Origin of the sequence: Solibacillus sp. (genome assembly GCF_040273735.1) — a bacterium.
Taxonomy (GTDB): domain Bacteria; phylum Bacillota; class Bacilli; order Bacillales_A; family Planococcaceae; genus Solibacillus.
The window spans coordinates 77,411-101,416 of the sequence record NZ_JBELZM010000011.1 but is presented as its reverse complement, the minus strand read 5'-3'; the positions used below and the strand labels follow the sequence as shown (position 1 = coordinate 101,416).

At 38.7% G+C, this 24,006-nt stretch carries 30 protein-coding genes and 3 riboswitches; of the genes, 6 read left to right on the top strand and 24 right to left on the bottom strand.

Annotation, left to right across the window (positions count from 1 at the left end; all coding sequences use genetic code 11):
- Positions 1-115: 115 nt before the first annotated feature.
- The 8 genes from ABS917_RS12175 to ABS917_RS12140 form a co-directional block, all read right to left on the bottom strand.
- Entirely contained in the window at positions 116-1,009 is an 894-nt protein-coding gene (locus ABS917_RS12175; RefSeq protein WP_350479227.1) for a 3-hydroxyacyl-CoA dehydrogenase, read from the bottom strand.
- A 154-nt stretch (positions 1,010-1,163) separates the two neighbouring features.
- Positions 1,164-1,697, bottom strand: coding sequence for an NADPH-dependent FMN reductase (ssuE, locus tag ABS917_RS12170; RefSeq protein WP_350479226.1), 534 nt, complete (start codon positions 1,695-1,697; stop codon positions 1,164-1,166).
- Between the two features lie 12 nt (positions 1,698-1,709).
- Complete coding sequence (locus ABS917_RS12165; RefSeq protein ID WP_350479225.1) at positions 1,710-3,032, bottom strand: LLM class flavin-dependent oxidoreductase; 1,323 nt, start codon at positions 3,030-3,032, stop codon at positions 1,710-1,712.
- 11 nt (positions 3,033-3,043) lie between these two features.
- Positions 3,044-4,171: an LLM class flavin-dependent oxidoreductase gene (locus tag ABS917_RS12160; RefSeq protein WP_350479224.1), complete on the bottom strand. Its 1,128-nt coding sequence runs from the start codon at positions 4,169-4,171 to the stop codon at positions 3,044-3,046.
- A gap of 13 nt (positions 4,172-4,184) precedes the next feature.
- Positions 4,185-4,556, bottom strand: coding sequence for a chemotaxis protein CheY (locus tag ABS917_RS12155; protein ID WP_350479223.1), 372 nt, complete (start codon positions 4,554-4,556; stop codon positions 4,185-4,187).
- Between the two features lie 15 nt (positions 4,557-4,571).
- Positions 4,572-5,870: an O-acetylhomoserine aminocarboxypropyltransferase/cysteine synthase family protein gene (locus ABS917_RS12150; RefSeq protein ID WP_350479222.1), complete on the bottom strand. Its 1,299-nt coding sequence runs from the start codon at positions 5,868-5,870 to the stop codon at positions 4,572-4,574.
- Positions 5,871-6,298: 428 nt separating this feature from the next.
- Positions 6,299-6,517, bottom strand: a complete 219-nt coding sequence (locus ABS917_RS12145; RefSeq protein WP_350479221.1) for a hypothetical protein — start codon at positions 6,515-6,517, stop codon at positions 6,299-6,301.
- Positions 6,518-6,539: 22 nt separating this feature from the next.
- On the bottom strand, positions 6,540-6,908 hold the full coding sequence (locus ABS917_RS12140; RefSeq protein ID WP_350479220.1) for an SLAP domain-containing protein: 369 nt from the start codon (positions 6,906-6,908) through the stop codon (positions 6,540-6,542).
- Positions 6,909-7,024: 116 nt separating this feature from the next.
- Here ABS917_RS12140 and ABS917_RS12135 point away from each other — a divergent pair, with 116 nt between their 5' ends.
- Positions 7,025-7,408 (top strand): SET domain-containing protein, encoded by a 384-nt coding sequence (locus ABS917_RS12135; protein WP_079526970.1) that lies wholly within the window; start codon positions 7,025-7,027, stop codon positions 7,406-7,408.
- A 19-nt stretch (positions 7,409-7,427) separates the two neighbouring features.
- Here the strand turns inward: ABS917_RS12135 and ABS917_RS12130 are convergent, their stop codons facing one another.
- Positions 7,428-8,177 (bottom strand): alpha/beta hydrolase, encoded by a 750-nt coding sequence (locus tag ABS917_RS12130; protein WP_350479219.1) that lies wholly within the window; start codon positions 8,175-8,177, stop codon positions 7,428-7,430.
- 157 nt (positions 8,178-8,334) lie between these two features.
- Here ABS917_RS12130 and ABS917_RS12125 point away from each other — a divergent pair, with 157 nt between their 5' ends.
- On the top strand, positions 8,335-8,898 hold the full coding sequence (locus tag ABS917_RS12125; RefSeq protein WP_350479218.1) for a copper resistance CopC family protein: 564 nt from the start codon (positions 8,335-8,337) through the stop codon (positions 8,896-8,898).
- Positions 8,895-9,974, top strand: coding sequence for a copper resistance D family protein (locus tag ABS917_RS12120; RefSeq protein WP_350479217.1), 1,080 nt, complete (start codon positions 8,895-8,897; stop codon positions 9,972-9,974). The genes ABS917_RS12125 and ABS917_RS12120 overlap by 4 nt, the downstream gene beginning before the upstream one ends.
- Before the next feature lie 58 nt (positions 9,975-10,032).
- Here ABS917_RS12120 and ABS917_RS12115 read toward each other — a convergent pair whose 3' ends face one another.
- The 8 genes from ABS917_RS12115 to ribE all read right to left on the bottom strand — a co-directional run bounded on the left by ABS917_RS12115 (position 10,033) and on the right by ribE (position 16,592).
- Positions 10,033-10,758 (bottom strand): TspO/MBR family protein, encoded by a 726-nt coding sequence (locus ABS917_RS12115; protein WP_350479216.1) that lies wholly within the window; start codon positions 10,756-10,758, stop codon positions 10,033-10,035.
- Between the two features lie 119 nt (positions 10,759-10,877).
- On the bottom strand, positions 10,878-11,510 hold the full coding sequence (locus tag ABS917_RS12110) for a LysE family translocator (RefSeq protein ID WP_350479215.1): 633 nt from the start codon (positions 11,508-11,510) through the stop codon (positions 10,878-10,880).
- Positions 11,511-11,834: 324 nt separating this feature from the next.
- Positions 11,835-13,031: a DUF2812 domain-containing protein gene (locus ABS917_RS12105; protein WP_350479214.1), complete on the bottom strand. Its 1,197-nt coding sequence runs from the start codon at positions 13,029-13,031 to the stop codon at positions 11,835-11,837.
- A 174-nt stretch (positions 13,032-13,205) separates the two neighbouring features.
- On the bottom strand, positions 13,206-14,402 hold the full coding sequence (locus ABS917_RS12100; protein ID WP_350479213.1) for a DUF2812 domain-containing protein: 1,197 nt from the start codon (positions 14,400-14,402) through the stop codon (positions 13,206-13,208).
- A complete protein-coding gene (locus tag ABS917_RS12095; RefSeq protein ID WP_350479212.1) occupies positions 14,395-14,712 on the bottom strand; it encodes a PadR family transcriptional regulator in 318 nt (105 codons plus the stop codon). The genes ABS917_RS12100 and ABS917_RS12095 overlap by 8 nt, the downstream gene beginning before the upstream one ends.
- 138 nt (positions 14,713-14,850) lie before the next feature.
- The gene (gene ribH, locus ABS917_RS12090; protein WP_079526989.1) at positions 14,851-15,315 is read right to left on the bottom strand and encodes a 6,7-dimethyl-8-ribityllumazine synthase; all 465 of its coding nucleotides are present in this window, start codon (positions 15,313-15,315) and stop codon (positions 14,851-14,853) included.
- Between the two features lie 15 nt (positions 15,316-15,330).
- Positions 15,331-15,942: a 3,4-dihydroxy-2-butanone-4-phosphate synthase gene (gene ribB / locus ABS917_RS12085; protein ID WP_350479211.1), complete on the bottom strand. Its 612-nt coding sequence runs from the start codon at positions 15,940-15,942 to the stop codon at positions 15,331-15,333.
- A gap of 14 nt (positions 15,943-15,956) precedes the next feature.
- The gene (ribE, locus tag ABS917_RS12080; RefSeq protein WP_350479210.1) at positions 15,957-16,592 is read right to left on the bottom strand and encodes a riboflavin synthase; all 636 of its coding nucleotides are present in this window, start codon (positions 16,590-16,592) and stop codon (positions 15,957-15,959) included.
- A 121-nt stretch (positions 16,593-16,713) separates the two neighbouring features.
- Positions 16,714-16,848: riboswitch (FMN riboswitch) on the bottom strand.
- 97 nt (positions 16,849-16,945) lie between these two features.
- A riboswitch (FMN riboswitch) is annotated at positions 16,946-17,082 on the bottom strand.
- Between the two features lie 317 nt (positions 17,083-17,399).
- Here ribE and ABS917_RS12075 point away from each other — a divergent pair.
- Together ABS917_RS12075 and ABS917_RS12070 are read left to right on the top strand one after the other, a co-directional pair.
- Complete coding sequence (locus ABS917_RS12075) at positions 17,400-18,083, top strand: VC0807 family protein (protein WP_350479209.1); 684 nt, start codon at positions 17,400-17,402, stop codon at positions 18,081-18,083.
- Positions 18,084-18,107: 24 nt separating this feature from the next.
- Positions 18,108-18,311 (top strand): transcription initiation factor TFIIIB, encoded by a 204-nt coding sequence (locus tag ABS917_RS12070; protein WP_350479208.1) that lies wholly within the window; start codon positions 18,108-18,110, stop codon positions 18,309-18,311.
- Positions 18,312-18,394: 83 nt separating this feature from the next.
- Here the strand turns inward: ABS917_RS12070 and ABS917_RS12065 are convergent, their stop codons facing one another.
- The 6 genes from ABS917_RS12065 to ABS917_RS12040 all read right to left on the bottom strand — a co-directional run bounded on the left by ABS917_RS12065 (position 18,395) and on the right by ABS917_RS12040 (position 22,817).
- A complete protein-coding gene (locus ABS917_RS12065; protein ID WP_350479207.1) occupies positions 18,395-18,574 on the bottom strand; it encodes a hypothetical protein in 180 nt (59 codons plus the stop codon).
- An 11-nt stretch (positions 18,575-18,585) separates the two neighbouring features.
- Positions 18,586-20,856, bottom strand: a complete 2,271-nt coding sequence (gene metE / locus ABS917_RS12060; RefSeq protein ID WP_350479206.1) for a 5-methyltetrahydropteroyltriglutamate--homocysteine S-methyltransferase — start codon at positions 20,854-20,856, stop codon at positions 18,586-18,588.
- A 162-nt stretch (positions 20,857-21,018) separates the two neighbouring features.
- Positions 21,019-21,198: riboswitch (cobalamin riboswitch) on the bottom strand.
- A gap of 231 nt (positions 21,199-21,429) precedes the next feature.
- The gene (locus tag ABS917_RS12055) at positions 21,430-22,041 is read right to left on the bottom strand and encodes an SCO family protein (protein WP_350479205.1); all 612 of its coding nucleotides are present in this window, start codon (positions 22,039-22,041) and stop codon (positions 21,430-21,432) included.
- 105 nt (positions 22,042-22,146) lie between these two features.
- Entirely contained in the window at positions 22,147-22,287 is a 141-nt protein-coding gene (locus tag ABS917_RS12050) for a YvrJ family protein (protein ID WP_008403759.1), read from the bottom strand.
- Positions 22,288-22,345: 58 nt separating this feature from the next.
- Entirely contained in the window at positions 22,346-22,567 is a 222-nt protein-coding gene (locus tag ABS917_RS12045) for a DUF2922 domain-containing protein (RefSeq protein WP_350479204.1), read from the bottom strand.
- Between the two features lie 31 nt (positions 22,568-22,598).
- On the bottom strand, positions 22,599-22,817 hold the full coding sequence (locus ABS917_RS12040; RefSeq protein ID WP_350479203.1) for a DUF1659 domain-containing protein: 219 nt from the start codon (positions 22,815-22,817) through the stop codon (positions 22,599-22,601).
- A gap of 163 nt (positions 22,818-22,980) precedes the next feature.
- Here ABS917_RS12040 and ABS917_RS12035 point away from each other — a divergent pair, with 163 nt between their 5' ends.
- On the top strand, positions 22,981-23,415 hold the full coding sequence (locus tag ABS917_RS12035) for a DUF2621 domain-containing protein (protein ID WP_483316064.1): 435 nt from the start codon (positions 22,981-22,983) through the stop codon (positions 23,413-23,415).
- 50 nt (positions 23,416-23,465) lie between these two features.
- Here ABS917_RS12035 and ABS917_RS12030 read toward each other — a convergent pair whose 3' ends face one another.
- Entirely contained in the window at positions 23,466-23,957 is a 492-nt protein-coding gene (locus ABS917_RS12030) for a CcdC family protein (RefSeq protein ID WP_350479201.1), read from the bottom strand.
- Positions 23,958-24,006: the final 49 nt, after the last annotated feature.

Below are 24,006 nucleotides of genomic sequence, written 5' to 3'. Positions count from 1 at the left end.
CCCCTTTTGTATAATAATAACAAATTTGAGATTATCATTCACAAGTTTCAACAAAAAAACCGTGAAGCATATATTCCTTCACGGGATTGGATCAGTGTTATCCATACTTATGCTATTAATTCGATTTTAAAAAGTCAGGATCCATATAGGCAGGATTCGGGTATTTGTAGAAACCTTCGCCTGTTGAAACGCCCATTTTACCTTGATCAATCATTTCGCGTTTGATTTTTTCTGCCACTAATTTTGCTGCAGAATCGTGCTCTGCACTCATTAAGTTTAAATTATACGGTGTTTCCATTCCTACGATGTCGTATATTGCAAATGGTCCGCGTGGTGACCCTGTTGAAACCATCCAGTTTTTATCGATTGTATGCGGATCTGCAATATCTTTCACCCAAAGCTCCATTGCCGCAGATAAAAACGGTACTAATAATGAATTGAGAATATAGCCAGGCTGCTCTTTTTTCAGCACAAAAGGAATCATGCCGATATTACGGGCGAAATCTGCCACTTGTTCAACATACTGCATATCTGTTCCGGGATGTCCCATTACTTCCGCCGTATTATTTTGCCAAATAGAGTTCGCAAAGTGTAATGCCAGGAATTTTTCCGGACGACCCGTAAATTCGGCAAATTGGCTTGGTAATAATGTTGAGGAATTGGAAGCAAAAATTGTTTTTTCAGGTGCCACTTTCCCAAGGTTTTCATAAAAATTCTGTTTGATTTCTATACGTTCCGGCACTGCTTCAATAACAAGATCTGCATCTTTTGTTGCTTCTGCTAAATCGGTGTAAAACTGAAGTGTGCCAGACGCTTTTTCAGCACGGTCAACATCTTGAAAATATTCGCCATATGTTGTTCTTAATTTGGCCATTCGCTGTTTGGCCATAGCAACTGCTTCTTCATTGATATCATAAACACTTACTTCAAATCCGAAAAATGCGGATTGAAATGCAATTTGACTGCCTAAAACACCGCTTCCTGCAATTGTAATCTTTTTATAATTCATAGGAACCTCTCCTTTTTTGTAAGCTCAATACACTGAGAGTATTACCGTTTTTACGGTAAATAAAAGGCACTTCATTAATAAATCGACAATAAATTAGAGATATTTATTCAATAAAAAACCCCGCGAAGGGCATGACTCCTTCGCGAGGTTCATTTTATACAGTTACTTTACTTTTGGGTGCAACACTTTCCCACACCTTTTCGATGCGTTCTTTTGCTGCTTCTTCCAATGTTAAGCCATTGTCAGTTTGAATTACTTGTGAATCCACGATATAAATTGGACTAGAAATTGTCGTCGCCCCTAAAATCGATAGTACCGGCTTCAATGAATATTCCAATGCCAATAAGTGTGCAATTGACCCGCCGATTGCAACTGGTAAGACAATTTTGTTTTCCAGCCCTTTTTGCGGCAGTAAATCGATGAATGTTTTCAAAATGCCAGTATAGGAACCTTTATAGATCGGTGTGAGGAAAAATACGATATCGGCCTCCCCTACTTTGACAATTTCTTCAGCTATTGCTTCACTCGCATAGTTTGCAGTAATTAAATCTTCTGCAGGCAACTGATGAACCTGAATTGTTTCATGCGAAATGCCTTGTTGCTCAAGCAATGATTCAATTGATTGCTGAACGCCTGTTAATCGCGATGTCACACTGTTTCCACCATTAATTAAAATCGCTTTTGTCATGATTCACTCCTCCTAAATATTTTGTAAAGTATAACGAGATGGGATTTGTTTTAACCCTAAATTCTCACGTAGTGTTTTTCCTTCATATTCTGTACGGAATACCCCGCGCTTTTGTAGCTGCGGAATAACTAAATCAATAAAATCGGTAAAGCCGCCCGGGAAATACGGAGGCATCAAGTTGAAGCCATCCGCCGCTTCCTGATCTACCCACTCTATTAACTGATCAGCTATTTCACTTGGTGAACCAAAAATGATGCGATGACCACGTGAACCGGCAATGCGCAAATACAGCTCACGAATCGTCAGGTTTTCACGTTCCGCCAGTTCGATGATCAGCTGCTGACGGCTACGGTTACCGTTTGTCGGAGGAATGTTTTTCGGCAGCGGGCCATCCAGGTCATGTTGTGACAGATCGACACCTAAATAGTCTGCTAAAAAATCCAGGCCGATTTCCGGCGTAATTAACTGTTGCAGTTCCTCATATTTGGCATAGGCCTTTTCTTTTGTTTCCGCCACGTATATCGATACGCCCGGCATGATTTTGATATCATCGCGGTCACGTCCTGCAGCGACTGCCTTGTCTTTCAGTTTTTTATAAAATTGTTGTGCGTCTTCAAGCGTCTGCTGTGCTGTAAAAATAACATCCGCTTGTTGTGCAGCAAGTGTCGTACCGGATTCCGATGATCCTGCCTGCACTAACACCGGTCTTCCTTGAGGCGGACGCGATGAATTTAACGGACCGCGTACTGCGTAATATTCACCTTTATGGTTTAATGTGTGCAGCTTCCCTTTTGTAATATATTCACCCGTCTGTTTATTGCGTGCCAATGCACCATCTTCATAAGAATCCCACAATCCTTTTACTACTTCGACAAATTCATCTGCCCGTTCATAGCGTAGAGAATGATCCAGATGCTGATCCTTGTTAAAGTTGCTCGCTTCTGCCGAATAGTAACTTGTAACAATATTCCATGCGGCTCGTCCGCCGCTTAAATGGTCAAGAGATGAAAACTTACGAGCGATATGAAATGGCTCATTGTATGTTGTTGAAGCAGTAGCTGTTAAACCTATATTTTTAGTCACTGTTGATAAGACACTTAGTAATGTTAGTGGTTCAAAACGAACTTGTTCTGCCGGGTGTGAAAGCTCGTTAAAAGATAAGCCATCACTTAAAAACAGCATATCTAATTTCCCTTGCTCCGCTTTTACAGCAACTTCTTTAAAAAACTCGACATTTTCGCTTGCGTCAGCTTGTGCATCCGGATGTCGCCATGAAGCGATATGATGCCCTGTACCCATTAAAAAGACGCCTAATTTCATTTGTTTTTTCGTCATTTGTGTACCTCCTACACTAACTGTTCTTCGCGTTTAGCCAATATTTCATGAACAAGTGGAATGACCTTCTCTCCAATTTCTTCGATTACTTCCAAATGCGGGAAACCGCGAAGCAGTACTTTGTCAAAGCCTAAGTCGACAAACTCCACAATGCGCTCAGCTACCTGCTGTGGTGTGCCGACAAGCGCAATCGAATTGCCCGATAACACTTGTGTCAACCCTGCCCAAATATTCGGTGCAATCACGAAATTATTGTCTTTTGACTCAAGCATCAACTGATGAAGGCGGCTCACACCCACTGCTCCGTTGCTTACTGTATTGGCATGTTTTGCTTCCAATACTTCCGGGTCCACTTGGCTAATAATTTTGTTCGCATTTTCAAATGCTGCTTCTTCTGTTTCACCTAAAACGACCTGGAATGAAACACTGTATGAAAGATCGCGATTTTTTTCTTTTGCCAGTTTAACAACCGATTCCAGCTCTTCTTTTGTCGTTTCCAATGTTTCGCCCCAAAGCATGTAGACGTCAGCCACATCTGTTGCGACTTCTTTTGCAATTGGTGATGAACCGCCGAAGAAAATCGGAGGTGCATTTTTAACAGGCAATGGTAAGTTTGCACCTTTTAATGTGTAGAACTCGCCATTATAATCAAATGTTTCCCCGTTAAACAGGCGTTTTAAAATTTCAATATACTCACGTGTACGCTTGTAACGTTCTGTATGTGATAAGAAGTCCCCGTCATTTTCAAGTTCTTTTGGCGCTCCGCCTGTTACGACATTGACAAATACTCGGTTATTCGTCCAGTAGTTGACTGATGAATACTGTTTTGCCAGTTGCGTAGGCGCAGTAGAACCAGGTCGAACTGCAATCAGGTAATTCAATGTCTTTGTATGTGCAGTCAAATGCGATGCAGCAACCAATGAATCTACACAGCTTCCGCCAATCGGTAACAATAACGTTGAGAAGCCTGCTTTTTCAGCGGCCTGTGCAACTTTTGCAATATAATCTACAGAAGGTTCACGATCCGAATCAACACCGACACCTGACCATGTTTGTACACCTTTATTTGACGTTTGATTTCCTACATATTCACTATCGCCGGAAGTTGGCGCCATTGTAATAAACTCTACTTTTGTCATTTTAATTCCCCCCTTATTTTGTAACCGGTGCACTTGCTACTACTTCATCAGCCGGTAATTCGTTTGATTGTTGAATTGTGCCTGATTTTATCTGTTCTGCCACCTGTGCAAAAGATTGGTTTGCCGGAATGTTAATAAACGAAATCTGCTCTTCCTGTGCTTTTTTGTAAGATAATTCACAGAAAGTTTCAGGCGGTGCAACAAAAGTTGTCGCTCCCAGTTCAATTGCTTTACGTAATGTTGCGCCACGGCGTCCTTCTGTTAAATCAAGTGCCGGATTACGCAAATCTTCTACAGAATGGTCCTGCTGAACAATACGTAAAATTGTTCCTTCCACAATCGGTGTTACAATACCTTCATCATTTACTACAACTGCAATCGCCATTTTTAAATCCCCCTATTATTTTGTTATTTGAGCAACTTCGGCAGCTTTTTGCAAGCTTTGTGCCAAGTCGTTTTTAATGTCTTCAATATCTTCCAAACCTATTGATAAACGGATCAAACCAGGTGTTACACCACTCGCCAATTGCTGTTCCGGTGATAGTCGTGAATGCGATGTGCTTGCCGGATGGATGACAAGTGACTTCGAGTCGCCAACATTGGCAACATGTGAAAGTAGCTGAACATTATTAATAAATGCCTTTGCTGCCTCTAGTCCGCCTTTGATACCAAAGCTGAAAATCGAACCTGCCCCTTTTGGTAAATACTTCTCTACTAAATTGTTAGGATCATTACCAGGTAGTGTCGGATAATTTACCCATTCCACTAGATCATGTTCCGATAAATATTCAGCAACTGCCTGTGCGTTCACAACATGCTGACGAACGCGCACTGCGAGTGATTCAAGACCTTGAATGAAGAGCCATGCATTGAAAGGTGATAATGTGGCGCCTAGATCATGCCCTAGTTCAAAGCGTGCCTTCGCAATGAATGCTTTTTCTCCTGCTGCTTCAACAAATGAACGGTTGCCGATTAATTCATTTGGCTCTACGAAGCTTGTGAATCGAGGTGCTTTCCATTCAAATTTACCGCCATCAATAATCGCGCCGCCTAAAGAAGTTCCGTGACCGCCAATAAATTTCGTTGTGGAATGTACTACAATATCTGCTCCAAATTCAATCGGCTTTGATAAGTAAGGTGTCGCAAATGTATTATCAACAATAAGCGGTACATCACGACGGTGCGCTACTTGTGCCAATCCTTCAATATCTGCAATTTGCAAGCTCGGATTGCCGATTGTTTCAGTGAATACGGCACGTGTTTTATCATTGATTGCTGCTTCAACTTCCTGTAAGTTAGATCCTTCGACAAAGCGTACTGTTACACCGAAGCGAGGCAATGTTTTAGAGAACAATGTATAGGTGCCGCCATAAAGGGCGTTCGTTGCTACAATCTCATCGCCTGCCTGTGCGACAGTCAGTACAGCAATTAAAATGGCCGCCTGTCCTGAAGCGACCGCAAATCCTCCTACACCGTTTTCCAATGCAGCAAGACGTTCTTCAAATACAGCATTTGTCGGATTGGCATTTCTCGAATATAAATAGCCGCTTTCCTGTAATTTAAATAGGTTTGCTGCATGTTCCGTGTCATCAAATACATACGAAGTTGTCTGATACAGCGGAACTGCACGCGAGCGTGTTACCGGATCAACTGTTTGACCTGTATGGAGAGCGATTGTTTCTTGATTAAAAAATGTCATATGAAAGATTCTCCTTTAATAAAGAAATTTTTTAGTGAGTGTAAGCAATTCCTGTTCTGACAGTTCACCTTTTACGGTGTATACTACTTTTCCGTTAATCAATGAATATAATACCTATAAAAATAGTATGGATATAAAACAAAAAAAATCTAGGCACTTAATTTAATTTGATGTATTTCTTTTACTGGAAATAGAATTTTCTAGCAATTCAGTAATCTTAATTCGTAAGTTTACAGATGCTTTTATTCAATGTCAACAGTTAATTTAAACAATCCTTACTGGAATAGTATGCTTTTTGCGGATTAACGTAAAAAAACGTATTTATTTGTATTTATTTACAAATTAATTATGAGATATATAGGGTGATTTTGGAGTTAGAAGAAGAAAAAACCACTATTTACATAGCGGTCTTTTGGTTTTTACCATGTTTAATAATTCATGACTTGATAATAAACAACAATTTGATAAATCACCGGTACAATTAATGCAATCGCCAGTGAGATGACTGCACCCCACTTAGATTGTGTCATTAATCGAACATTATCGATTTTCAAGTGCTGAAAAAAAGACAGTGTAAAATATAATGCAGTGATTAAAAAGATAGGGGTTACGAATGTGAGCCAAATTCCTGCATTCATTTCATGCATCGATTCCTTCACCTCAATCCTATTATATTTCAATATACATCTGTTTTATTTCTGTGAAAACAAAATTAATACTTTCGTCGAAAATAAAAGTCCATGGCATTGAACAATAAGGAGGAATTTTGAGTGCATCAATTGTAAAATTTTGAGTAATTTTCCCCGCTTCTGTTATAATGCTTACTTCCCTATTATGGAAATTAAGTGGTTGATCTGTCCGATTATGAATAAGCGTTATAATGAGCTTCTGTTCTTTATGATTAGTGGCCGTTCGAATTATGTAACAGGAAATGCACTTATCCTGTTCTTTTGTTTTATGAAAAGCTTGTTCGATTAATAATCGGTCCTGAGCTGAAATTGTTTTATCCCATGCAGCTTCAAATTGCAGTTTTTGCATGAACTTCACCCTTCCCATGAATTATTTATGTAATTAAAATAAGTAATAAATCAACCTTTCTTCTATAATACATGTTACAGTAAGAAAGAATCTTAAAAGTTAGAAGGCGAAAAAATATGATCGAAGTAAAGAATTCCCCGATAAGTGATGGTGAATATAATCGCGGCATTTTTGCGATTAATGCAATTCCTAAAGGAACGTTATTCCACCAAGCACCAGTATTAAGCTATCCAAACGAGCAGCATGAACATATTGAAAAAACGAATCTTGCGGATTATGCGTTTGAATTTGGCATTGGACGCTCTGCAATCCTATTAGGCTACGGGATGCTATTTAACCATTCTTATGAGCCGAATGCCACATATGAAATTAATTTCGACAACGAAACATTCGATTTCTTTGCTTATAAAGATATTGAAGCCGGCGAAGAGATTTTTATTAATTATAATGGCGATGTAGATGACAATGACCCACTATGGTTTAACAACGAAGAAGAATAACACGGGGAGCTGTCTAAAATTAGACAGTTCCTTTTTCTGTTCCCTCGATAAATCGAATGATATCTTCCGTCAGTAATTCGCGTTCTTTTCCTAATGTAATAAGATGGCCGCTGTTGGCGTATTTTTTTTTCGTAATAGATTTGCTAATTGCAGTCTTTTCAATTATATCAATGCTTTGGTGGAAAACCGGTTCGTCGAGCATACCTTTTGCCAGGAAAAGCGGTTGTTTCAGTAAATGAAGCTGTTTTCCTGTTTCAACGATAAACTGCTGCAGTGCAATCAGTTTTTCGGCAGGTCTTGGAAAGTGATCGTCTAAAAAATCTTGCAGTTCCTGTTCAGAACTTCCTCTATTTTGTAAATACCTCTTGGAATAATAGACAACACGCTGTTCCAGACCTTCCACAGGCCGCTCCAATACTGGTGAAGAAATAATACATAAAGCATTCACTTCAGGGAATTCATTTGCCAGTCTTATTCCTAGTACACCACCTAATGACTGGCCAATTACCGTAATCGCTTCATATTTTTCATCGATTAAAAATTGAACTGCCTGTCTGCTATGTTTCCATATCTGCTCCATAGAACTTGCAAATAATTGTTCCGGTGATGCTCCGTGCCCTGCCAGATTTGGTGCATAACTTGTATATCCTTTACTATGAAGCATTTGTGCCATATAGTGCATCTCTTTCGCATTGCTCGTAAAACTATGTAAAAGCAGAACCGCCTGTTTATGTCCATTTAAATAAATATCCTCTACAAAATGTTTCATGTTGTTCCCCTTTTCATTTGTGACAATATTATAGCATAACAATTCTCTCTTACTGACATTTCCTCAAGTTTAAAAAGCGGAAACAGTGCAAATGTTTTATTGTTCGGCTACAATATGGATTGAGTAAAAAAACCTATGAAAGGAGAATCATATTAATATGAGAACAATATTATTATCGATTCTTGCTGCGTTATTTTTAGCTGTACCGAACGTAGCAGCACATACGTACTTAGACACGACAAACCCAGAAGATGGAGCAGTTGTAACAGAAACATTGCAGGCGATCGAACTTACATACGCCGGGAAAATTGAAGTAGGCAGTACATTTAAAGTCATTTCAAGTAACGGTGAAGAAATAGAAACGGTTACGATGGATTTAGTCGATGGTGTATTAACGGGTACTTTTGATTCCCCATTACCAAATGATGACTATACTGTTGAGTGGAATAGTATTAGTTCTGATGGCCATCCATTGTCAGGTAAATTCTCATTTACGGTTGATGCACCTGTAGCTGAAGAACCGGTCGAAGAAAAAGTTACAGAAGAAAATGAAGAGCAAGTAGAAGTAAACGAAACGGTAGAAAATAATGCAGCGGAAACGACTGCGGTAGATGAGGAAGAATCATCAAACAATACATTACTATATATCGTTGGAGCCCTTTTACTTCTTATTATAATAGTAAGTATTTTCACGATTGCTAAACGGAAAAATGTAAAATGATAGCATTGACCATTTTTAGTCAATTTTTACTCTATGTTAGTTTAGCACTTCTTATGGGCTCATTTATCCTGTACTGTATCCCAGAAACAGTTCGTCCGAAAATTGATGTTTCTGCAAAGTGGCTCATTGTTAGCGCGGTCATCTTGCCGGTTGTCACATTTGTACCGAATATTCAATTGCTGACAATTTTGACACCACAGTTTGGCTTCATGGAATCAGTGGTTATGCTGCTTATAAAATTTAAAGTTGGCCATTCATGGCTCGCGGTCATTGGCTTTACGTTTATTTTGCTTATAATGATTCGCCAATTTATGAAGAAACCTACGAAGCTTTTAGCGTTCATGTCAATTTTTATTTTAATCGCCATTATGGCGGCAATTGGCTATATTAGTCATGCAGGTTCGATGACAGGCATTGTCGGGTCGGCACTGGATTTTGTTCACCTTCTTGCTATCAGTGTATGGCTCGGCATCTTAGTACTGATGAGCTTTTTCTCAAAAGATGCGCAAAACTGGGACGCTTTTTTGAAGTGGTTCTCCCCTGTTGCTCTCGTAGCTTTTACTGCTGTTGCATTAACAGGTGTTCTTATGACTGACACAATCGTACCGGGCTATGTGACAAGCTGGTCGAGTAATTATGGACATTTTTTGTTCATAAAGCATGTTCTGCTCGTACCTTTGACTGTTATTGTTTTGGCAAACGGCCTGCTTATTAAACTGAAAATGGACAAGCCATTATTTGAACCACGTACGTGGGTAAGAATCGAAACAGTTTTGCTCGTGTTGATTTTATTCATTACCGCGCTATATAGTGAACAACAGCCACCCACTTTTTATGTTCAGGAAATCTCGCCGTTTTTTGAAATGTTCTACCGTAGCTCGATTGAAGCCGGCATGCGAGGTTATCTGCAAATGACTGGTATTGGATTAGGATTTTTCCTGTTGACTGCACTGTTCATCGGTCTTGTCATCATAAGTTATATTAAACAGCTGCCGGTCGTTGTATCGGCTGCCATGACTTTTGCGCTCACACTATGTTTTTACATGGGCTTTATGTCAATTGTATTTTTTAAATAATGTCAAAATAAAGGGTTGTAGTAAAAGTCATCACCGACTTTTCTACAACCCTTATTCATTAGGCTAGCCTTTTTGTCTTCATACGCATATAGCGAATGAGCGCCGCGATAATTAATATTACAGTTAATGCAATTGTACCGTTCTGCATTGTCGTCTCATCTGTTTTTACCGCAATACCGATTAGTGCCCATACGATGACGAGTGTAAAGAAAATATCTTTTGAAATCGCAACGGCCAGATAACCGAGAATCACCGCAACCCCGACAAGTACGAGTGATCCGATTACCTCTGAAATCCCCAAATCGACACCATGATATTTTAACACATAGCTTACATTAGCGATTGTCGCTACAGATATCCACGCCAAGTAAAATGAAAACGGAAAGCGTTCTGAAAGACCTTTCTCCGTGTTTTTATACTGCTGGTAAATCGCAATGAGTGTAAATAACAAAAAGAACATTACGATAATGGATAGTATAAACTGTTCATAATGCCAGCTGAACAGCCAAGCAATATTAAATATACAGCTGATGATAAATAAAATACCCACTTTTCCTTTAAAACGATTGTCTTTCACTTTGCGGTATATAGTAATCAGCCATATGACAAGCAGTATATAAATTAAAGACCAAATTGAAAACACGTAGCCTGCTGGCGTAAATAATACTTCTAATCGATTCGAAATTTCTGATGCCGTCTGCCCGTTTAACGGCAGTGTATTTGATAGCGCATTTACTACTATTACAGCGATCATGGCTATCCACATTGTAATATACAAGCCCATTTTTCATCATCCTTTTTTCTAGAATTAGGGAACTATACCCTTCTTTAAAAAAGAATAAGCGGTGAAAGGCTATTGCGTTTTAAAGGCAATGTGGTTGTGAATTACGCACATGTTGACTATCACGTCTGTTTTTCAAATGCAAGTTTGATGCCAAAGCCGATTAGAACCGCTCCAGTTAACGTTTCGATCACCGATTGTGTAGCAGGTTTTTTCATGAAATTGCGGATTTTGTTTAATAAAAATACATAGAGCGCAAACCAAATAAATGTTAAAACAATATAGATAATTCCCATTGTCAAAAATGGCCAAAATGGTTCTGCCCCTTTTGATAGGAATTGCGGTAAAAACGTCAGGAAAAATACTGCTACTTTAGGGTTTGTGATATTTGTAATGAGACCCTGCTTAAAATATGAATTTCCTTTAGCTTCAATTTCCGGAATGTCCGTCATTTCCCCCGTATCCGCTTTTTTCGCACGCATGCTCATTAATGTTTTGATACCTAAATAGCATAAATAAGCTGCTCCAACGTATTTCAGCACTGTAAATGCCACGGCAGATTTTACAATAATCGCCGATAGCCCCGCAACCGCCGCAATTGTATGGACGGTTAACCCCGCACAAGAGCCGACCATCGTTTGAAATCCGCCCTTTTGCCCGTTAACAATCGTATTTTTCGTAACGATCGCTGTATCAGGACCCGGCAATACAATCAGAAGAACACACGCAATGATAAAGAACACAAGATTCTCCATTTACTCACCTTCATTTTCTGAATTTTTAAATATGGTAACATGTTCATCAAAATGAAGCTAGGGGAATTTTATGTTTAATGGATTGCTAGTGTGGCGTTACTTGTATGAATTCTGATGATATGACCTGTGACTGATTTTATTAGAAGAATTTTATATTTATTAGAAAACACCAAAGGTTTATTAGCATATTCCGAATGTTTAATTGAACATCTAAGAGCATTATTAGAACAAGTGCCATATATTAGAAAATCGGTAACTTATTAGAAGATGTCAAATTGATATTAGATGATTTAAATGATTATTTGAATATTACTAGCGATTCCTTCAATCGTCAGCAAGCAATGCCATTTTTTCTGCAGCTTTCTCTATGATTACATTATCTTCAACCTGACCAGTATAATTGATATACATCACGATCCGACCCCTTACAAATAGAAAATCTTTGTGAAAAGAATTATCCCTAATTAGCAGACGATCAAAAGCTGTGTGTTTTCTTTCTTTAAAACTTGCAGGTTCACTTCCATATGTATGCTTGATTATTAACTCATTAACTAATGAGCTAACATGGGAATGGAACCGTAACTTATAAACTTCCGATGAGATTGATGGTTGATATGCATTATTTGGATCGTACCATTCCCCATCCTGAATAACGCCCCTTTCTGTTGAATCATATTGTACAGAAGCGAAAATATTCCACTGTGATGAGTAGGTGCTCCCCAAATCCTCTCCTTCGAAATAAAATGGCTTCCTTTTAAGATGCGGCTGATTTTCAATTGAAGCAAGACGGACAATTGGCAGCCCTGTATCTTCTTCTGGTAAAGGGTTTGTTTTCATACTCCATATTTGGTAAATCGGTATAAACACAATAGTTAATGTAATTACTAATAATAAGAAACTGAAGACTATACTTGACCAATAAAAGTTTTCCCATGGTATTTGTTGATCGTCTACTTTCCTATCTTTAAGTTCATTCCGCAAACGATTAATTTCAAATAAGCTTTTACCTATCGGAAGTATTTGTATAAAATTAACAAATAAGACTAACAATGGGGCAAGTGTAAATCCATCTATCAGTTGCGAAACAGTAATATTTCCGTTTTCAATAATTTTTATGAAAAACGTAGTGATTACAATAATTGCAATTAAATTAACTATAAAATTAAATAATGTTTTATTAAAAGCCTTTTTTGCTATTGAGATTTGCTCTTCTCGATCTATTGGTGGTTCATTTACTTTACGATCAGTCGGAGCAGCAAACACGTGAAAATTGCGGTCACTCGCAATATAATCCCAGCCGTTTTCTTCAAATAAGCGTATTTTTTCACTCGAGATATATTTGCTTTTTGCCAGTTCCAGTCGGTAATCCATTCTTTTGCGGTCGCCTTTTTTAAACTTTGCAAAATGAGTACCAATCTCATAAAAATGCAACCCTTGCTCGGACATATCTGAAAACCAGCTTTCATGTTCCTTGATACGCCAATACTGCCCGGGTCTTATTCTGTGTACTATTTCCGCCATCGCTCTCCCCCCCTATATATCTGACCTAACAATAGAATAGCAGGGAATGTTTGTAAATAAATAAATTGGACCAGGAAACCATTTTAGCACTCCCTGACGCAATAAAAAAATTGAAATGTTCTAAGCAAAAAGGCAACCCTACCCAAGTAAGATTGCCTTTTACATTGCCTGGAACTAACTATCCGCAAGCAGCAATATTTTCTGAGCTGCATTTTCCACTAGTACATCAAGCTCTGCATATCCGTAATAACGTATATACATAACCACCTTACCTTTTGAAGCAACTAATTGTTTCCATTCTTTATCCTCGCGCGTAACAAGGTGATCAAAACCAGGGTGTTTCTTTACGATAAAACTTTCCCTCTCATCTCCGTATGTATGCCACTCCATCAAGTCAGACAGCAATGGTTTAGCGAACACCTGAAATGTTAAATTGTATATTTCAGTAGAAACGCTCGGTGAGTATGTACCGCTTTTATCCAACCACATTTCATCCTTAATTATTCCATTTTCATCTGTCTCAAACTGCACGGGTGCAAAGATACTCCAATTTGTTGTATAGCGGTTCGCCCAATCAACTTCATCACTAGAATATCCATCCCGGGTTAACTGTGAATTTTGTTCGATATCGGCTAAACGGACAAACGGTAAGTTTTCTTCATTTTTTGGAAGTGTAAAGGTATCCGTTTTTTTTAATTGATAAAATGGCATTAAGCCGCTTATAAGAATAATTCCTATGAGAACAACCGAAAATACACTATTTTTCCGCAAAGTTTTTCTCCAGGGGGCGTGGTGATTGATGGCTTTGCCTTCTATTAAACTTTCCTTCAATTCTTTAATCGCTAGTATAGCTCTTATCGCGTAAAAAACATAGTGAATATAGACGAGAGCAAGGATACTTTGCTGAACGACATATCCTTCAACTAACCGTAAGATCGGGGTTCCATCCAAAAACCACATCGTCAAAAGCATACCCAGAATCAGGACTACTCCCAGAGAAATCCATATTAAATTAAATACGAGTTTTTTACTTAGCCGCTGTAATGTAAATGCCTGTTCTGCAGAATCTGTGTGGATTTCGGGCGCATTGTTTTCAGTTGGCGAAGAGAAAACATGAAACCATTGATAGCTTGTGACATACTCCCAGCCGTTTTCCTCGTACAGATCAATTTGCTCATAAGTAATTAATTTCCTGTCTGTCACTTCAATCCGGTATTCGATTCGCTTCGGGTCGCCTTTTTTAAAAGTGGCTAAATTAGTTCCCATTTTATGAATGTGCAACCCTTGTAACGACATATCCGAAAACCAGCTTTCATGTTCTCCGATTCGCCAGTAGTTGGTTGGTCGGATTTTGCGCACCATTTTAGTCATCGTTTCTCTCCTCTAAAATACTGCTGTCGAAAATCAGAGATTTTAGACGAGCATATTCTATTCTTAATGCATGCTCACCTTCTTTTGTAATTTCATATATTTTTCTCCGCCCATCGTCTTTTGACAAAGCGATTAATCTGTCCTTTTGCATTCGTGATTGGACACCATATAACGTTCCGGGCCCCATTGTTAAACGGCCATTTGATACTCCTGAAATGGATTGCATTAACTGATAACCATGGTTAGGACGCATTAACGCCAATAACACATAATACATTGCTTCAGTCATCGGTCCGCCATTATAAGACATATTCATTCCTCCAGCTATTATGTCACGCGGTATATCGTATAACGTAATAGTAATTTACAGGAAATAATTTGTAAACTTGTTATTGAAAGCAAAGAAAAAACCACCCCAAAATTTTGGAGTGGCCTGCAATAATATTTATTAGAACATTTTATTCAAGTTTGCCATTTCAATTGCGGACATCGCGCTGTCGTAGCCTTTATTACCTGCTTTCGTACCAGCACGTTCGATCGCCTGTTCAATATTTTCTGTTGTGACAATGCCGAAAATTACCGGAACTCCTGTATCCAAGCCCGCTTTTGCAATTCCTTTTGCTGCCTCGTTACATACATAATCATAATGTGTTGTAGATCCGCGAATGACAGTACCTAATCCGATAACTGCATCATAATTATTTGTTTCAGCCATTTTTTTCGCTACGAACGGTACTTCAAAAGCACCTGGAACCCATGCTGTATCAATATTTGCTTCATCAACACCATGACGTTTTAAGCCGTCAATTGCACCACTTAATAATTTATCATTAATAAATTCATTGAATCGCCCTACGACAATTCCGATTTTCAAATCTGTTCCGACTAATTGTGCTTCAAATGTTTTTCCCATTTTAATTGCTCCTTTTTATACCATTACAGTAGTTAATTTTATATATTGAACTAAGTCCTCGATTGTAATAAATTTCAGGTTATGTTTTTGTGCTATCTTTTCGAGCTGCGGCATGCGGGCCATTGAACCATCTTCGTTCATAATTTCACAGATGACCGCGACTTCAACCGAACCGCATAACTTCGCCAGATCGACGCCTGCTTCCGTATGGCCGCGACGCTCCAACACGCCTCCCTGTTTTGCAATGAGCGGGAAAACATGGCCCGGACGATGAAAATGCTCCGGCTTTGTTGCAGAATCCAGTAATGCTAACATCGTTTTAGAACGCTCAAATGCACTTATACCTGTCGTTGTATGGATATGATCGATACTAATCGTAAAAGCAGTTTGATATGTATCGGTATTGCTTTGTACCATTGGGTGAAGGGAAAGCCTTTCTGCAATTGCAGATGAAATTGGTGTACAAATCAACCCTCTTCCATAAAGTGCCATGAAATTAATATTTTCCGGTGTAGCGAATTCTCCTAAAACTAGAAAATCCCCTTCATTTTCACGATTTTCGTCATCTGACACAATAATAATCTCGCCGTTTTTCAATGCCTGAATTGCTTCTTCAATCGTATTCATTTATCACCACTCCTTTAAAATCCGGTACGTTGCAAAAAGTCCATTGTAATTGTACTTCCCGATTGATTTTGTAAATGTTTTTTTACATATTTTCCGATTAGATCTGTTTCAATGTTCACAACATCTCCTGGCTTTTTAAAGCCTAATACAGTCTGCTCATACGTATGAGGGATTAAGGAAATGGTAATGAATGTATCTGTCACATCAAAAATTGTTAAACTCGTGCCGTCCACTGTAATCGAGCCTTTCTTAATACATTCAGCAATCAAATGCTTTTCCATTGCCAGATCAATATAAACCGCATTGGCGACGGGTCTTTTACGTTGAATTGTTGCAATTCCATCAACATGGCCCGAAACAATATGTCCGCCGAAACGACCATTCGCCGACATTGCCCGTTCCAGATTGACAGGCACACCTGCTGCTAATTGCTGGAGGCTTGTTGCTTTGACGGTTTCCGGCATAACATCCGCTAAAAATACGGATGGCGAGAATTCTTTCACTGTCAGACAGACACCATTAACGGCAATACTGTCCCCGATTTGAACATCCTCTAAAACTTTGCTTGCGCGAATGGCTAGTTCCATCGCTTGTGTGGACTGGCTGATTGTATCAACCGTTCCAAGTTCTTCAATGATTCCTGTAAACATCCTGCTCACCTCTTTTTAAAATAAAAAAAAGAACCCCGATTGAATTCGGAGTTCGATGAGAGGAAAATTGAGCATCATCAAATAAGCTTCTTGAAGATAATTTTCAAAAAACTGCTGACATTGCTTCCTTCTCCCATCCAGACTATAACTGTCGGCTTTGGACTTGCACCAAATCCTGCACACAAAAGTGGCTCACGGGCTTAGAGGTTAACTCATCACCGTCGATTGGGAATTTCACCCGACCCCGAAGGAAATTATTTTTTCAATGGAAATAAAAAATCCCGTCACAAGGCGCGACAGGAAAAGTGTATAGCAAAAAATCACGTTTAAAATAAAATTTTAAAAATGTGTTGCCATTCCTTCTCCCATCCAGACTATAACTGTCGGCTTTGGATTTGCACCAAAATCCTGCACACATAAAGTGGCTCACGGGCTTAGAGATAAACTCATCACCGTCGATTGGGAATTTCACCCGACCCCGAAGGAAATTATTTTATTTGAAAGTTATTGTAACATAAATATTTTAAAAAGCTAATAGTATTTTAGCACCTACTTACTTTTTGTTCCTTCAAACCTTTTACCTCTCCCCCTGTTAAATTAAAATTTTGAAACTTCTCTTAAGGTAATACGTAGAAGAATATACAGAATATTACATAACAAGAAACGAGTTATTTGTAAGGTAATTTTAAGTTTTATCCATTTGCTTGGATGCTTTATTTCAAGTTATTATCTTATGAAATATAGTGTCGGATAATCTTAAGTAATATAATATTATAAACAACTTTTATAATGGTAATGGAGGCTTTTATGGCGAATAATTCACAGTCGAATAAATATGTTATCTTCCTGGAATTACTTTTTTATGCAGTTTTACCTTATGCGATCTGGAAGTTTGGCCGAGAGCTTTTTGGTGACTATGCTGCGATGCTGCTGTCCACTGTTCCCGGAATAATTTATACTGTTTACCGCTTTGCTAAGGATCGTCAATTCAATATGACAGGCTTGTTTATTTTAGGCTCTATGCTGATTGGTACTACGGTCGATTTACTATCCGGCTCAGCCGAGCAGATGATATGGAATAATGTTTATTTAGGACTTTTTTACACATTTCTTTATGTAATTTTGCTCATCGTGAAGCAGCCTTTTTCTCTTTATATTGCAGTTGATTTTGCTTATTTGCAAGGTCATTCACGAAAGGACAGTAAAACATTGTTCTTTCAAAAAGGGATGTTTCAATGGTTTCAGCTCATTCAGATTGTCTTTATTATTCGTGGATTTGTAATGGCAGGAATTACGGTCTTTCTCTTACGGAAATATGGAATTGACAGCTTTGGTGACATGCTGGTTTATAAACGAGTTGCAGGATGGGTGTTTTCCGGCATTTTAATGGGGATGTTCTTTTACATTAATGTAATTGTGCAAAAATATACGAAGGGATTACAGGAAAAAGGTGATGAAAAGCTGCCGGAAACAGACATTGTGGCGGATTAATTTTTTATTGAAAGGTTGATGGAGATGAAAAACTTTGCTAATGTACAAGAATGCCCAAAATGCGGCGGCACGGAATTAGGAAAAGGCAAACATAGCGGGTACAGTGTTATGTCACCTGTTAATAAATTAAGTTTAGGATGCAATATCGAATACATTATTTGTACCGAGTGCGGGTTTATTATTGAAGGCTATGTAGTAAAACCCGAGAAATTTAAAGGGACTTTTTAATTCGTTATGAGTATTACAAATAGCCCGTTGCATATTGCATTGCAACGGGCATTGTAATTTCTATCTGTTTGTAAAAAATTTATTTAGCCTACTAACACAGCTTTTACAGAATAGTAGGCTTTTTGAATTTCCTTTGCATCCGTTGGGTATGTCGCCATCAATTCATCTCGTAACTCTTTAAGGCTTTTTGTATAACTTCCTGTAAAGCCATTCATTATAGCTGTCAAAAAAACAGGGGTGTAATTTCTTTTCATTCGACTCATAGTGACCGCCCCTAATTCAACTGTTTTAGACGCTTTTTTGCGGCCACCATATTTTTCAATGATGCAATGGTCTCTTGTTCCGTACGTGTTTTCAGACCACAATCGGGATTGATCCAAAATTGTTCTTTTGCGATTACTCTTTTACTATTTTCTATAATGGCCGCCATTTCTTCCACAGTTGGAATACGCGGGCTATGAATATCATATACACCTAAGCCAATTCCAAGTCCATATGGTGTTTCTTTCAGTACTTTTATCAGCTCCCCGTGACTTCGTGACGTTTCAATTGAAATTACATCCGCATCCAATGATTCTATTACATCAATAAAATCGTTAAACTCGCAATAACACATATGTGTATGAATTTGGGTCGTTTCCCGTACACCGCTTGTCGCTAATTTAAATGCTGCTACACTCGCATCGATATAAGCCTTATGCAGACTTTTACGGATTGGCATGCCTTCTTTCAAAGCAGGTTCATCTACTTGAATAATATAGATTCCCGCATTTTCAAGTGCCCTTACTTCTTCTCTTAGTGCCAGGCCGATTTGATAAGCAACTTCTGAGCGCGGTAAATCATTTCTTACAAATGACCAGTTTAAAATTGTAACGGGTCCTGTCAGCATTCCTTTGACCGGTTTTTCCGTAAGTAATTGTGCCGCACTTACTTCCTTAACTGTCATCGGTTCTATCCATTCAACATCTCCGTAAATAATTGGCGGTTTTACACAACGCGATCCGTACGAAACTACCCATCCATTTTTCGTAAAAGCAAATCCGTTTAATTTTTCACCAAAAAATTCCACCATGTCTGTTCGCTCGAATTCTCCATGGACAAGGACATCAAGGCCAAGTTGCTCCTGAATCGCAATCCAACGTGCCGTTTCATTCGCATTGAATGCTTCATACTCTGTTGTTGTAATTTCCCCTTTTCGCCATAAACTACGGTTTTTCTTAACTTCTGCAGATTGCGGGAAACTCCCGATTGTTGTTGTCGGATAGTCTGGTAACTGTAAAAAGGCACGTTGCAGTTTGCTGCGTTTGTTGTAGTTATCTGCTCGGTTAAATGATTCCGGTGTTAATGCGTTTACATGTGCATGTACAGCCTTCTTTTGTCTCGATTCATGAAGTGCCAAGGTGCGGATTGCTTTTTCGCTTTCTAAAAACGCCTGGATATGAAGGACTTCGGGCTGAAGAATTTTCCCTTTAATCATTTGCAGTTCCGTAATTTTTTCATTGGCGAATGCTAGAGCATTTAGCAGCTCTGGCAAAATGCCATCCTCTCCTGCTGTTGTAACTGGCACATGCTGTAGACTGCACGATGTTTGTAGATGGATTGGTGAAAATGGTACATAGGAACGTATTTCCGCAATCAGTGCCAACTGCTTCTGCAACTCGGCTCTCCAAATGTCCCGACCATTAATAATACCTGCATATAGAACTTTATCTTTTGGGAAACCAAACTTTTTTAACGCTGCTAGATTTTCATTTTTCCCATGAACAAAGTCCAGTCCAAAGCCATCAACAGGCAAATCAATCAATGTTTCATAATCGGATAACGCTTCAAAATAAGTTGTGCAGATCGTTTCGACTGTCAGTCCGTTTAATACTTGATGATAGAAATGCTGAACTAATGCTATTTCTTCGGACGTAAGGTCTTTTGTAAGGCTTGGTTCTTCAAGCTGGATCGACGTTGCACCACTTGCTTCCAACGACTGAAGCAACTCCTTATATACCATTACCAGCTGCTGAATATAGTGTTGTTTTTGTTCTGGGCCAACACCTTTCGTCAGTTTATAAAATGTAAATGGACCGATAATAGTCACACGATGGATTGTGCCGGCTGCTTCTATTGCCTCCTGTATATATTGCGCGTAAAAGTTGTGTTGCAATGCCAGTTTCTGTCCTTCGTATTCCGGTACAATATAGTGATAATTCGTGTTGAACCATTTCGTCATTTCACTTGCCACCACGTTTTCAGCACCGCGCGCCATTGCAAAATACGCGGTTAAATGATGCTGCAATGAAAGGTGGTCGTATCTTGATGGAATCATATTAAACATAACGGCTAAGTCAAGCATGCGGTCATAATATGTAAAATCTCCTACTGTTAAAATATCCAGCCCTAAATCCTGTTGCTGCTGAAGTTGAGCGATGCGTAAGTTTTTCATTTCCTGTTCATAACTTCCTAAAGATAGTTGTTCTTTCCAAAACGCCTCTGTTACACGCTTCCACTCACGATTCGGTCCAATATACGGATAGCCAATTACTGCTGTTTTCATAAACAATTCCTCCTTAAATTTGTTACATAAAAACCAAAACCCCTCTTTCCAAATGAAAGAGGGGTGTGAATGTTTAAGAGATTGACAAAAGAAACCTTTGTATTATCAAAGGAAGTTGTCTCACTTTCGCACAAAATCACCACCTATTTCCACGTAGGTATTGGCGTGTACTAGTTTCCGGCAGGTCTCCTGGCTCATCATCAACGTTCTTGTGATCCTTCCCATCATTAGACAGTGGTTGAATATCACGAACTCCGATTTACAGTTGCGGGACAGCACCAGACTTTCACTGGTTTCCCTTTTCAGCTTGTTCTCACAAGCACCGTAACTTACACAGTATGTAATTTCGTATACTATATCATAGAAAATGAGTTTTGAAAATTCTTTTTATTTCTTGCATCCTGTATATGCGGATTGAATTATTTCAGCTAATGCAGTGTGCTTTTTAATGAAATATGGAATGATATTAGCATATTTCGCTCTTTTATTAGAAATGTCCGCAGTAAACCCCACAAAAAAACTTGCTCAAAAAGCAGCTGCACTTTTTTCGCAAGTTAATCTAACATTTCACTATTATTTTAGACGTTCTTCAATGAGTGCTTCCATATCACTCGCAATCGTTTCATATGGAACACCATCTTCTCCCGTGCCATAACCTGAATAGTTTTTCACGGCAATTCCTTTTTCATCCACTAGGAAAAATGTATCAGCGTGGATAACTTGGTCATTCCCTTCAATTGACTGGACAGGTGTTTTAAATGAGTTTCTAGCAAATTGTTCAATAAATTTTTGATCGTACCCTGTCAGCATATGCCATTTTGATTCATCAACTGGTGTATGGCGCGATAAATATTCTGTCAAACGCTCTGGTGTATCGTAGTCCGGGTCTACTGAAAACGCGACAATTTTATAATCTTCCAGCCCCTTTTTTTCGAGGTGGTCCTGTATCCGGGTCATATTCATCGTCATTGGCGAGCAAATGGTTGTACAACTTGTGAAGATGAACATTGCCAGCCATGGTTCCCCTTTTAGGCTTTCCAGTGTCACTTCATTGTTACGGTGATCGGTCATCGTAAACCCGCTAATCTCAAAGTTGGTCGTCGGTTTAAACTGATAATTGCTGCATGCTGTGAGAACTGTCGCTGCCAAGAGCATAAGTGCGAATACAATTTTTTTCGTTTTCATTTCTCTCTCTCCACTCTTTGAACATTACTCTCATCTTACCCAATATTTAGTATATTCTCAATAGTTATTGGAAGAAGGATGTGTGTCAACATTGTGAAGAGTTTTTTATGCTCTATCTGCGGGATGATGTAATGATACAAGTGCTGTATGAATCGCTTCAAGTTTTGTTTCAATCCGATACAGTAAATAAAAAGATATAAAGATCGGAAATGTTACTTCCTGAAGAATCGCTATCCACTGGTCCATTAAAATTCCTCCTTACTTGAGAAAGCCGGCAAAGCATCATACTTCACCGGCCTTACTATTAACTGTTCAGTTCGATCGCCGTGACATTACGTTCAACGATGCGCGCTGATTTTTTCACATTGAACAAAAATCCGTCCTTTGAAAATACTGCCTGATCCATAATTGTTTGCATCGCTGCATTTACTTCAGCTTCCGTTAAATTCGGCTTCGGATCATTAATGTTGATCGTCATCGTATTCCCTGCAATGTTGGCAAATGTCAATTGTAATACTTGTGCCATATTCTCACCTCCCGTTCTTTGCTAATACTAATTAAGCTGTAATACTTTCTTTCTGCGTTTTCACAGATTCGATATAATCGAAATCTGTTAAGCCGACGATTGTAGTTGCAACTGTATATAGCTGCTGAGCTGTTGCATTTCTTTCCAAGTTACGGAATGTAGAACTTTTAATAATCGGCTCGTTAAATTCATCAAGACCTGTCTGATAAAATACTGTCAATGTTGCAGATAAAAATCCGAATTCGTTCATGTTTATCACCTCCTTGCCCTATATATGTCATGATTTACCGAAAAAAGGGACAATGACGATGAAAAATTTTACAAAACCTTATATAATAGACAATAATGAGGTTTATCACCAGTAGGTTAGTAGAAGGAATTTCAAGACAATATTTTGTAATGAGGTGAACATTGTGGGCTTAGATGGCTGGTTTTTATGGTTTATTTTATTTTGGGTTGTAGTATTGATTTCGCTTATGGGGATTGGCGGCTTTTTTATGTTCCGAAAGTTTCTGAAGGCCCTGCCAAAACAGGACGGAAAATCGGATCTAGATTGGCAAAACATATACTTAGATAAAACGATTCATCTTTGGGGAGAAGATGAAAAACAATTACTTACCGAGCTTGTCAGTCCTGTACCAGAGCTATTCCGCCAAGTTGCCAAAGAAAAGATTGCCGGTAAAATCGGTGAAATTGCACTGAATGAGCGTGCCTCAAAAATCGACCTGGACTTAATTATTCGTGGCTATATTATCGCTTCACCTAAACGCGACCATAAGTTTTTGCGTAAAAAACTCGATGAAATGAAAATTGATACGACGAACTATAACGATTTATTTGAGGCATAGACGAAAAAAGACTGTCTTTAAAAGTATAAAACTTTTAGAGACAGTCTTTTCTATGCGACAATATGCGATTTTTCAAGCTTTTTATATTTAATAAGCATACCGATTCGCCACGGCAAAATCATCGAGAACGCCAAGATGAAGAACATACCGGCAAGTTCACCGACATCGAATGTTTCGGCAAATATTAATTTTAAAATAATACGTAGTACTAATAATCCCACTAATATGAATGGAAATGCTTTAGATTGCTTCATATAAATTGCGCCGTCTCGCACTTCGAACTTCGACGTTAAGATTAATACAGATGAAAATAACAAGCCAAGTGCGGCCGCTTCCATAATTTGAATTGGCGCTACACGAAACTCCTCAAAAATAAACATCAGCGCGCCTGTTGACATCGCAAAAGGCGGAATGAGTATTTTTTTCGTGGATACCGGCTTTTTTTGTGCACGCAGTCTTATGAACATAACGAAAGAGCCCATTATGACTGCCATAATCGTCGAACCAATTAATAAATAGTGAGAAGGTATACTGTCGAACATTATATTCCTCCTCTTGCATGAACATATGTAAAATTATCGTGTAAAAAAG

Bases quoted from the DNA above. Each gene is read 5' to 3' on its own strand.
- ABS917_RS12175 (WP_350479227.1), bottom strand. From the start codon at position 1,009: ATGAATTATAAAAAGATTACAATTGCAGGAAGCGGTGTTTTAGGCAGT.
- ssuE (WP_350479226.1), bottom strand. From the start codon at position 1,697: ATGACAAAAGCGATTTTAATTAATGGTGGAAACAGTGTGACATCGCGA.
- ABS917_RS12165 (WP_350479225.1), bottom strand. From the start codon at position 3,032: ATGACGAAAAAACAAATGAAATTAGGCGTCTTTTTAATGGGTACAGGG.
- ABS917_RS12160 (WP_350479224.1), bottom strand. From the start codon at position 4,171: ATGACAAAAGTAGAGTTTATTACAATGGCGCCAACTTCCGGCGATAGT.
- ABS917_RS12155 (WP_350479223.1), bottom strand. From the start codon at position 4,556: ATGGCGATTGCAGTTGTAGTAAATGATGAAGGTATTGTAACACCGATT.
- ABS917_RS12150 (WP_350479222.1), bottom strand. From the start codon at position 5,870: ATGACATTTTTTAATCAAGAAACAATCGCTCTCCATACAGGTCAAACA.
- ABS917_RS12145 (WP_350479221.1), bottom strand. From the start codon at position 6,517: ATGCATGAAATGAATGCAGGAATTTGGCTCACATTCGTAACCCCTATC.
- ABS917_RS12140 (WP_350479220.1), bottom strand. From the start codon at position 6,908: ATGCAAAAACTGCAATTTGAAGCTGCATGGGATAAAACAATTTCAGCT.
- ABS917_RS12135 (WP_079526970.1), top strand. From the start codon at position 7,025: ATGATCGAAGTAAAGAATTCCCCGATAAGTGATGGTGAATATAATCGC.
- ABS917_RS12130 (WP_350479219.1), bottom strand. From the start codon at position 8,177: ATGAAACATTTTGTAGAGGATATTTATTTAAATGGACATAAACAGGCG.
- ABS917_RS12125 (WP_350479218.1), top strand. From the start codon at position 8,335: ATGAGAACAATATTATTATCGATTCTTGCTGCGTTATTTTTAGCTGTA.
- ABS917_RS12120 (WP_350479217.1), top strand. From the start codon at position 8,895: ATGATAGCATTGACCATTTTTAGTCAATTTTTACTCTATGTTAGTTTA.
- ABS917_RS12115 (WP_350479216.1), bottom strand. From the start codon at position 10,758: ATGGGCTTGTATATTACAATGTGGATAGCCATGATCGCTGTAATAGTA.
- ABS917_RS12110 (WP_350479215.1), bottom strand. From the start codon at position 11,510: ATGGAGAATCTTGTGTTCTTTATCATTGCGTGTGTTCTTCTGATTGTA.
- ABS917_RS12105 (WP_350479214.1), bottom strand. From the start codon at position 13,031: ATGGCGGAAATAGTACACAGAATAAGACCCGGGCAGTATTGGCGTATC.
- ABS917_RS12100 (WP_350479213.1), bottom strand. From the start codon at position 14,402: ATGACTAAAATGGTGCGCAAAATCCGACCAACCAACTACTGGCGAATC.
- ABS917_RS12095 (WP_350479212.1), bottom strand. From the start codon at position 14,712: ATGTCTTATAATGGCGGACCGATGACTGAAGCAATGTATTATGTGTTA.
- ribH (WP_079526989.1), bottom strand. From the start codon at position 15,315: ATGGGAAAAACATTTGAAGCACAATTAGTCGGAACAGATTTGAAAATC.
- ribB (WP_350479211.1), bottom strand. From the start codon at position 15,942: ATGAATACGATTGAAGAAGCAATTCAGGCATTGAAAAACGGCGAGATT.
- ribE (WP_350479210.1), bottom strand. From the start codon at position 16,592: ATGTTTACAGGAATCATTGAAGAACTTGGAACGGTTGATACAATCAGC.
- ABS917_RS12075 (WP_350479209.1), top strand. From the start codon at position 17,400: ATGGCGAATAATTCACAGTCGAATAAATATGTTATCTTCCTGGAATTA.
- ABS917_RS12070 (WP_350479208.1), top strand. From the start codon at position 18,108: ATGAAAAACTTTGCTAATGTACAAGAATGCCCAAAATGCGGCGGCACG.
- ABS917_RS12065 (WP_350479207.1), bottom strand. From the start codon at position 18,574: ATGAGTCGAATGAAAAGAAATTACACCCCTGTTTTTTTGACAGCTATA.
- metE (WP_350479206.1), bottom strand. From the start codon at position 20,856: ATGAAAACAGCAGTAATTGGCTATCCGTATATTGGACCGAATCGTGAG.
- ABS917_RS12055 (WP_350479205.1), bottom strand. From the start codon at position 22,041: ATGAAAACGAAAAAAATTGTATTCGCACTTATGCTCTTGGCAGCGACA.
- ABS917_RS12050 (WP_008403759.1), bottom strand. From the start codon at position 22,287: ATGGACCAGTGGATAGCGATTCTTCAGGAAGTAACATTTCCGATCTTT.
- ABS917_RS12045 (WP_350479204.1), bottom strand. From the start codon at position 22,567: ATGGCACAAGTATTACAATTGACATTTGCCAACATTGCAGGGAATACG.
- ABS917_RS12040 (WP_350479203.1), bottom strand. From the start codon at position 22,817: ATGAACGAATTCGGATTTTTATCTGCAACATTGACAGTATTTTATCAG.
- ABS917_RS12030 (WP_350479201.1), bottom strand. From the start codon at position 23,957: ATGTTCGACAGTATACCTTCTCACTATTTATTAATTGGTTCGACGATT.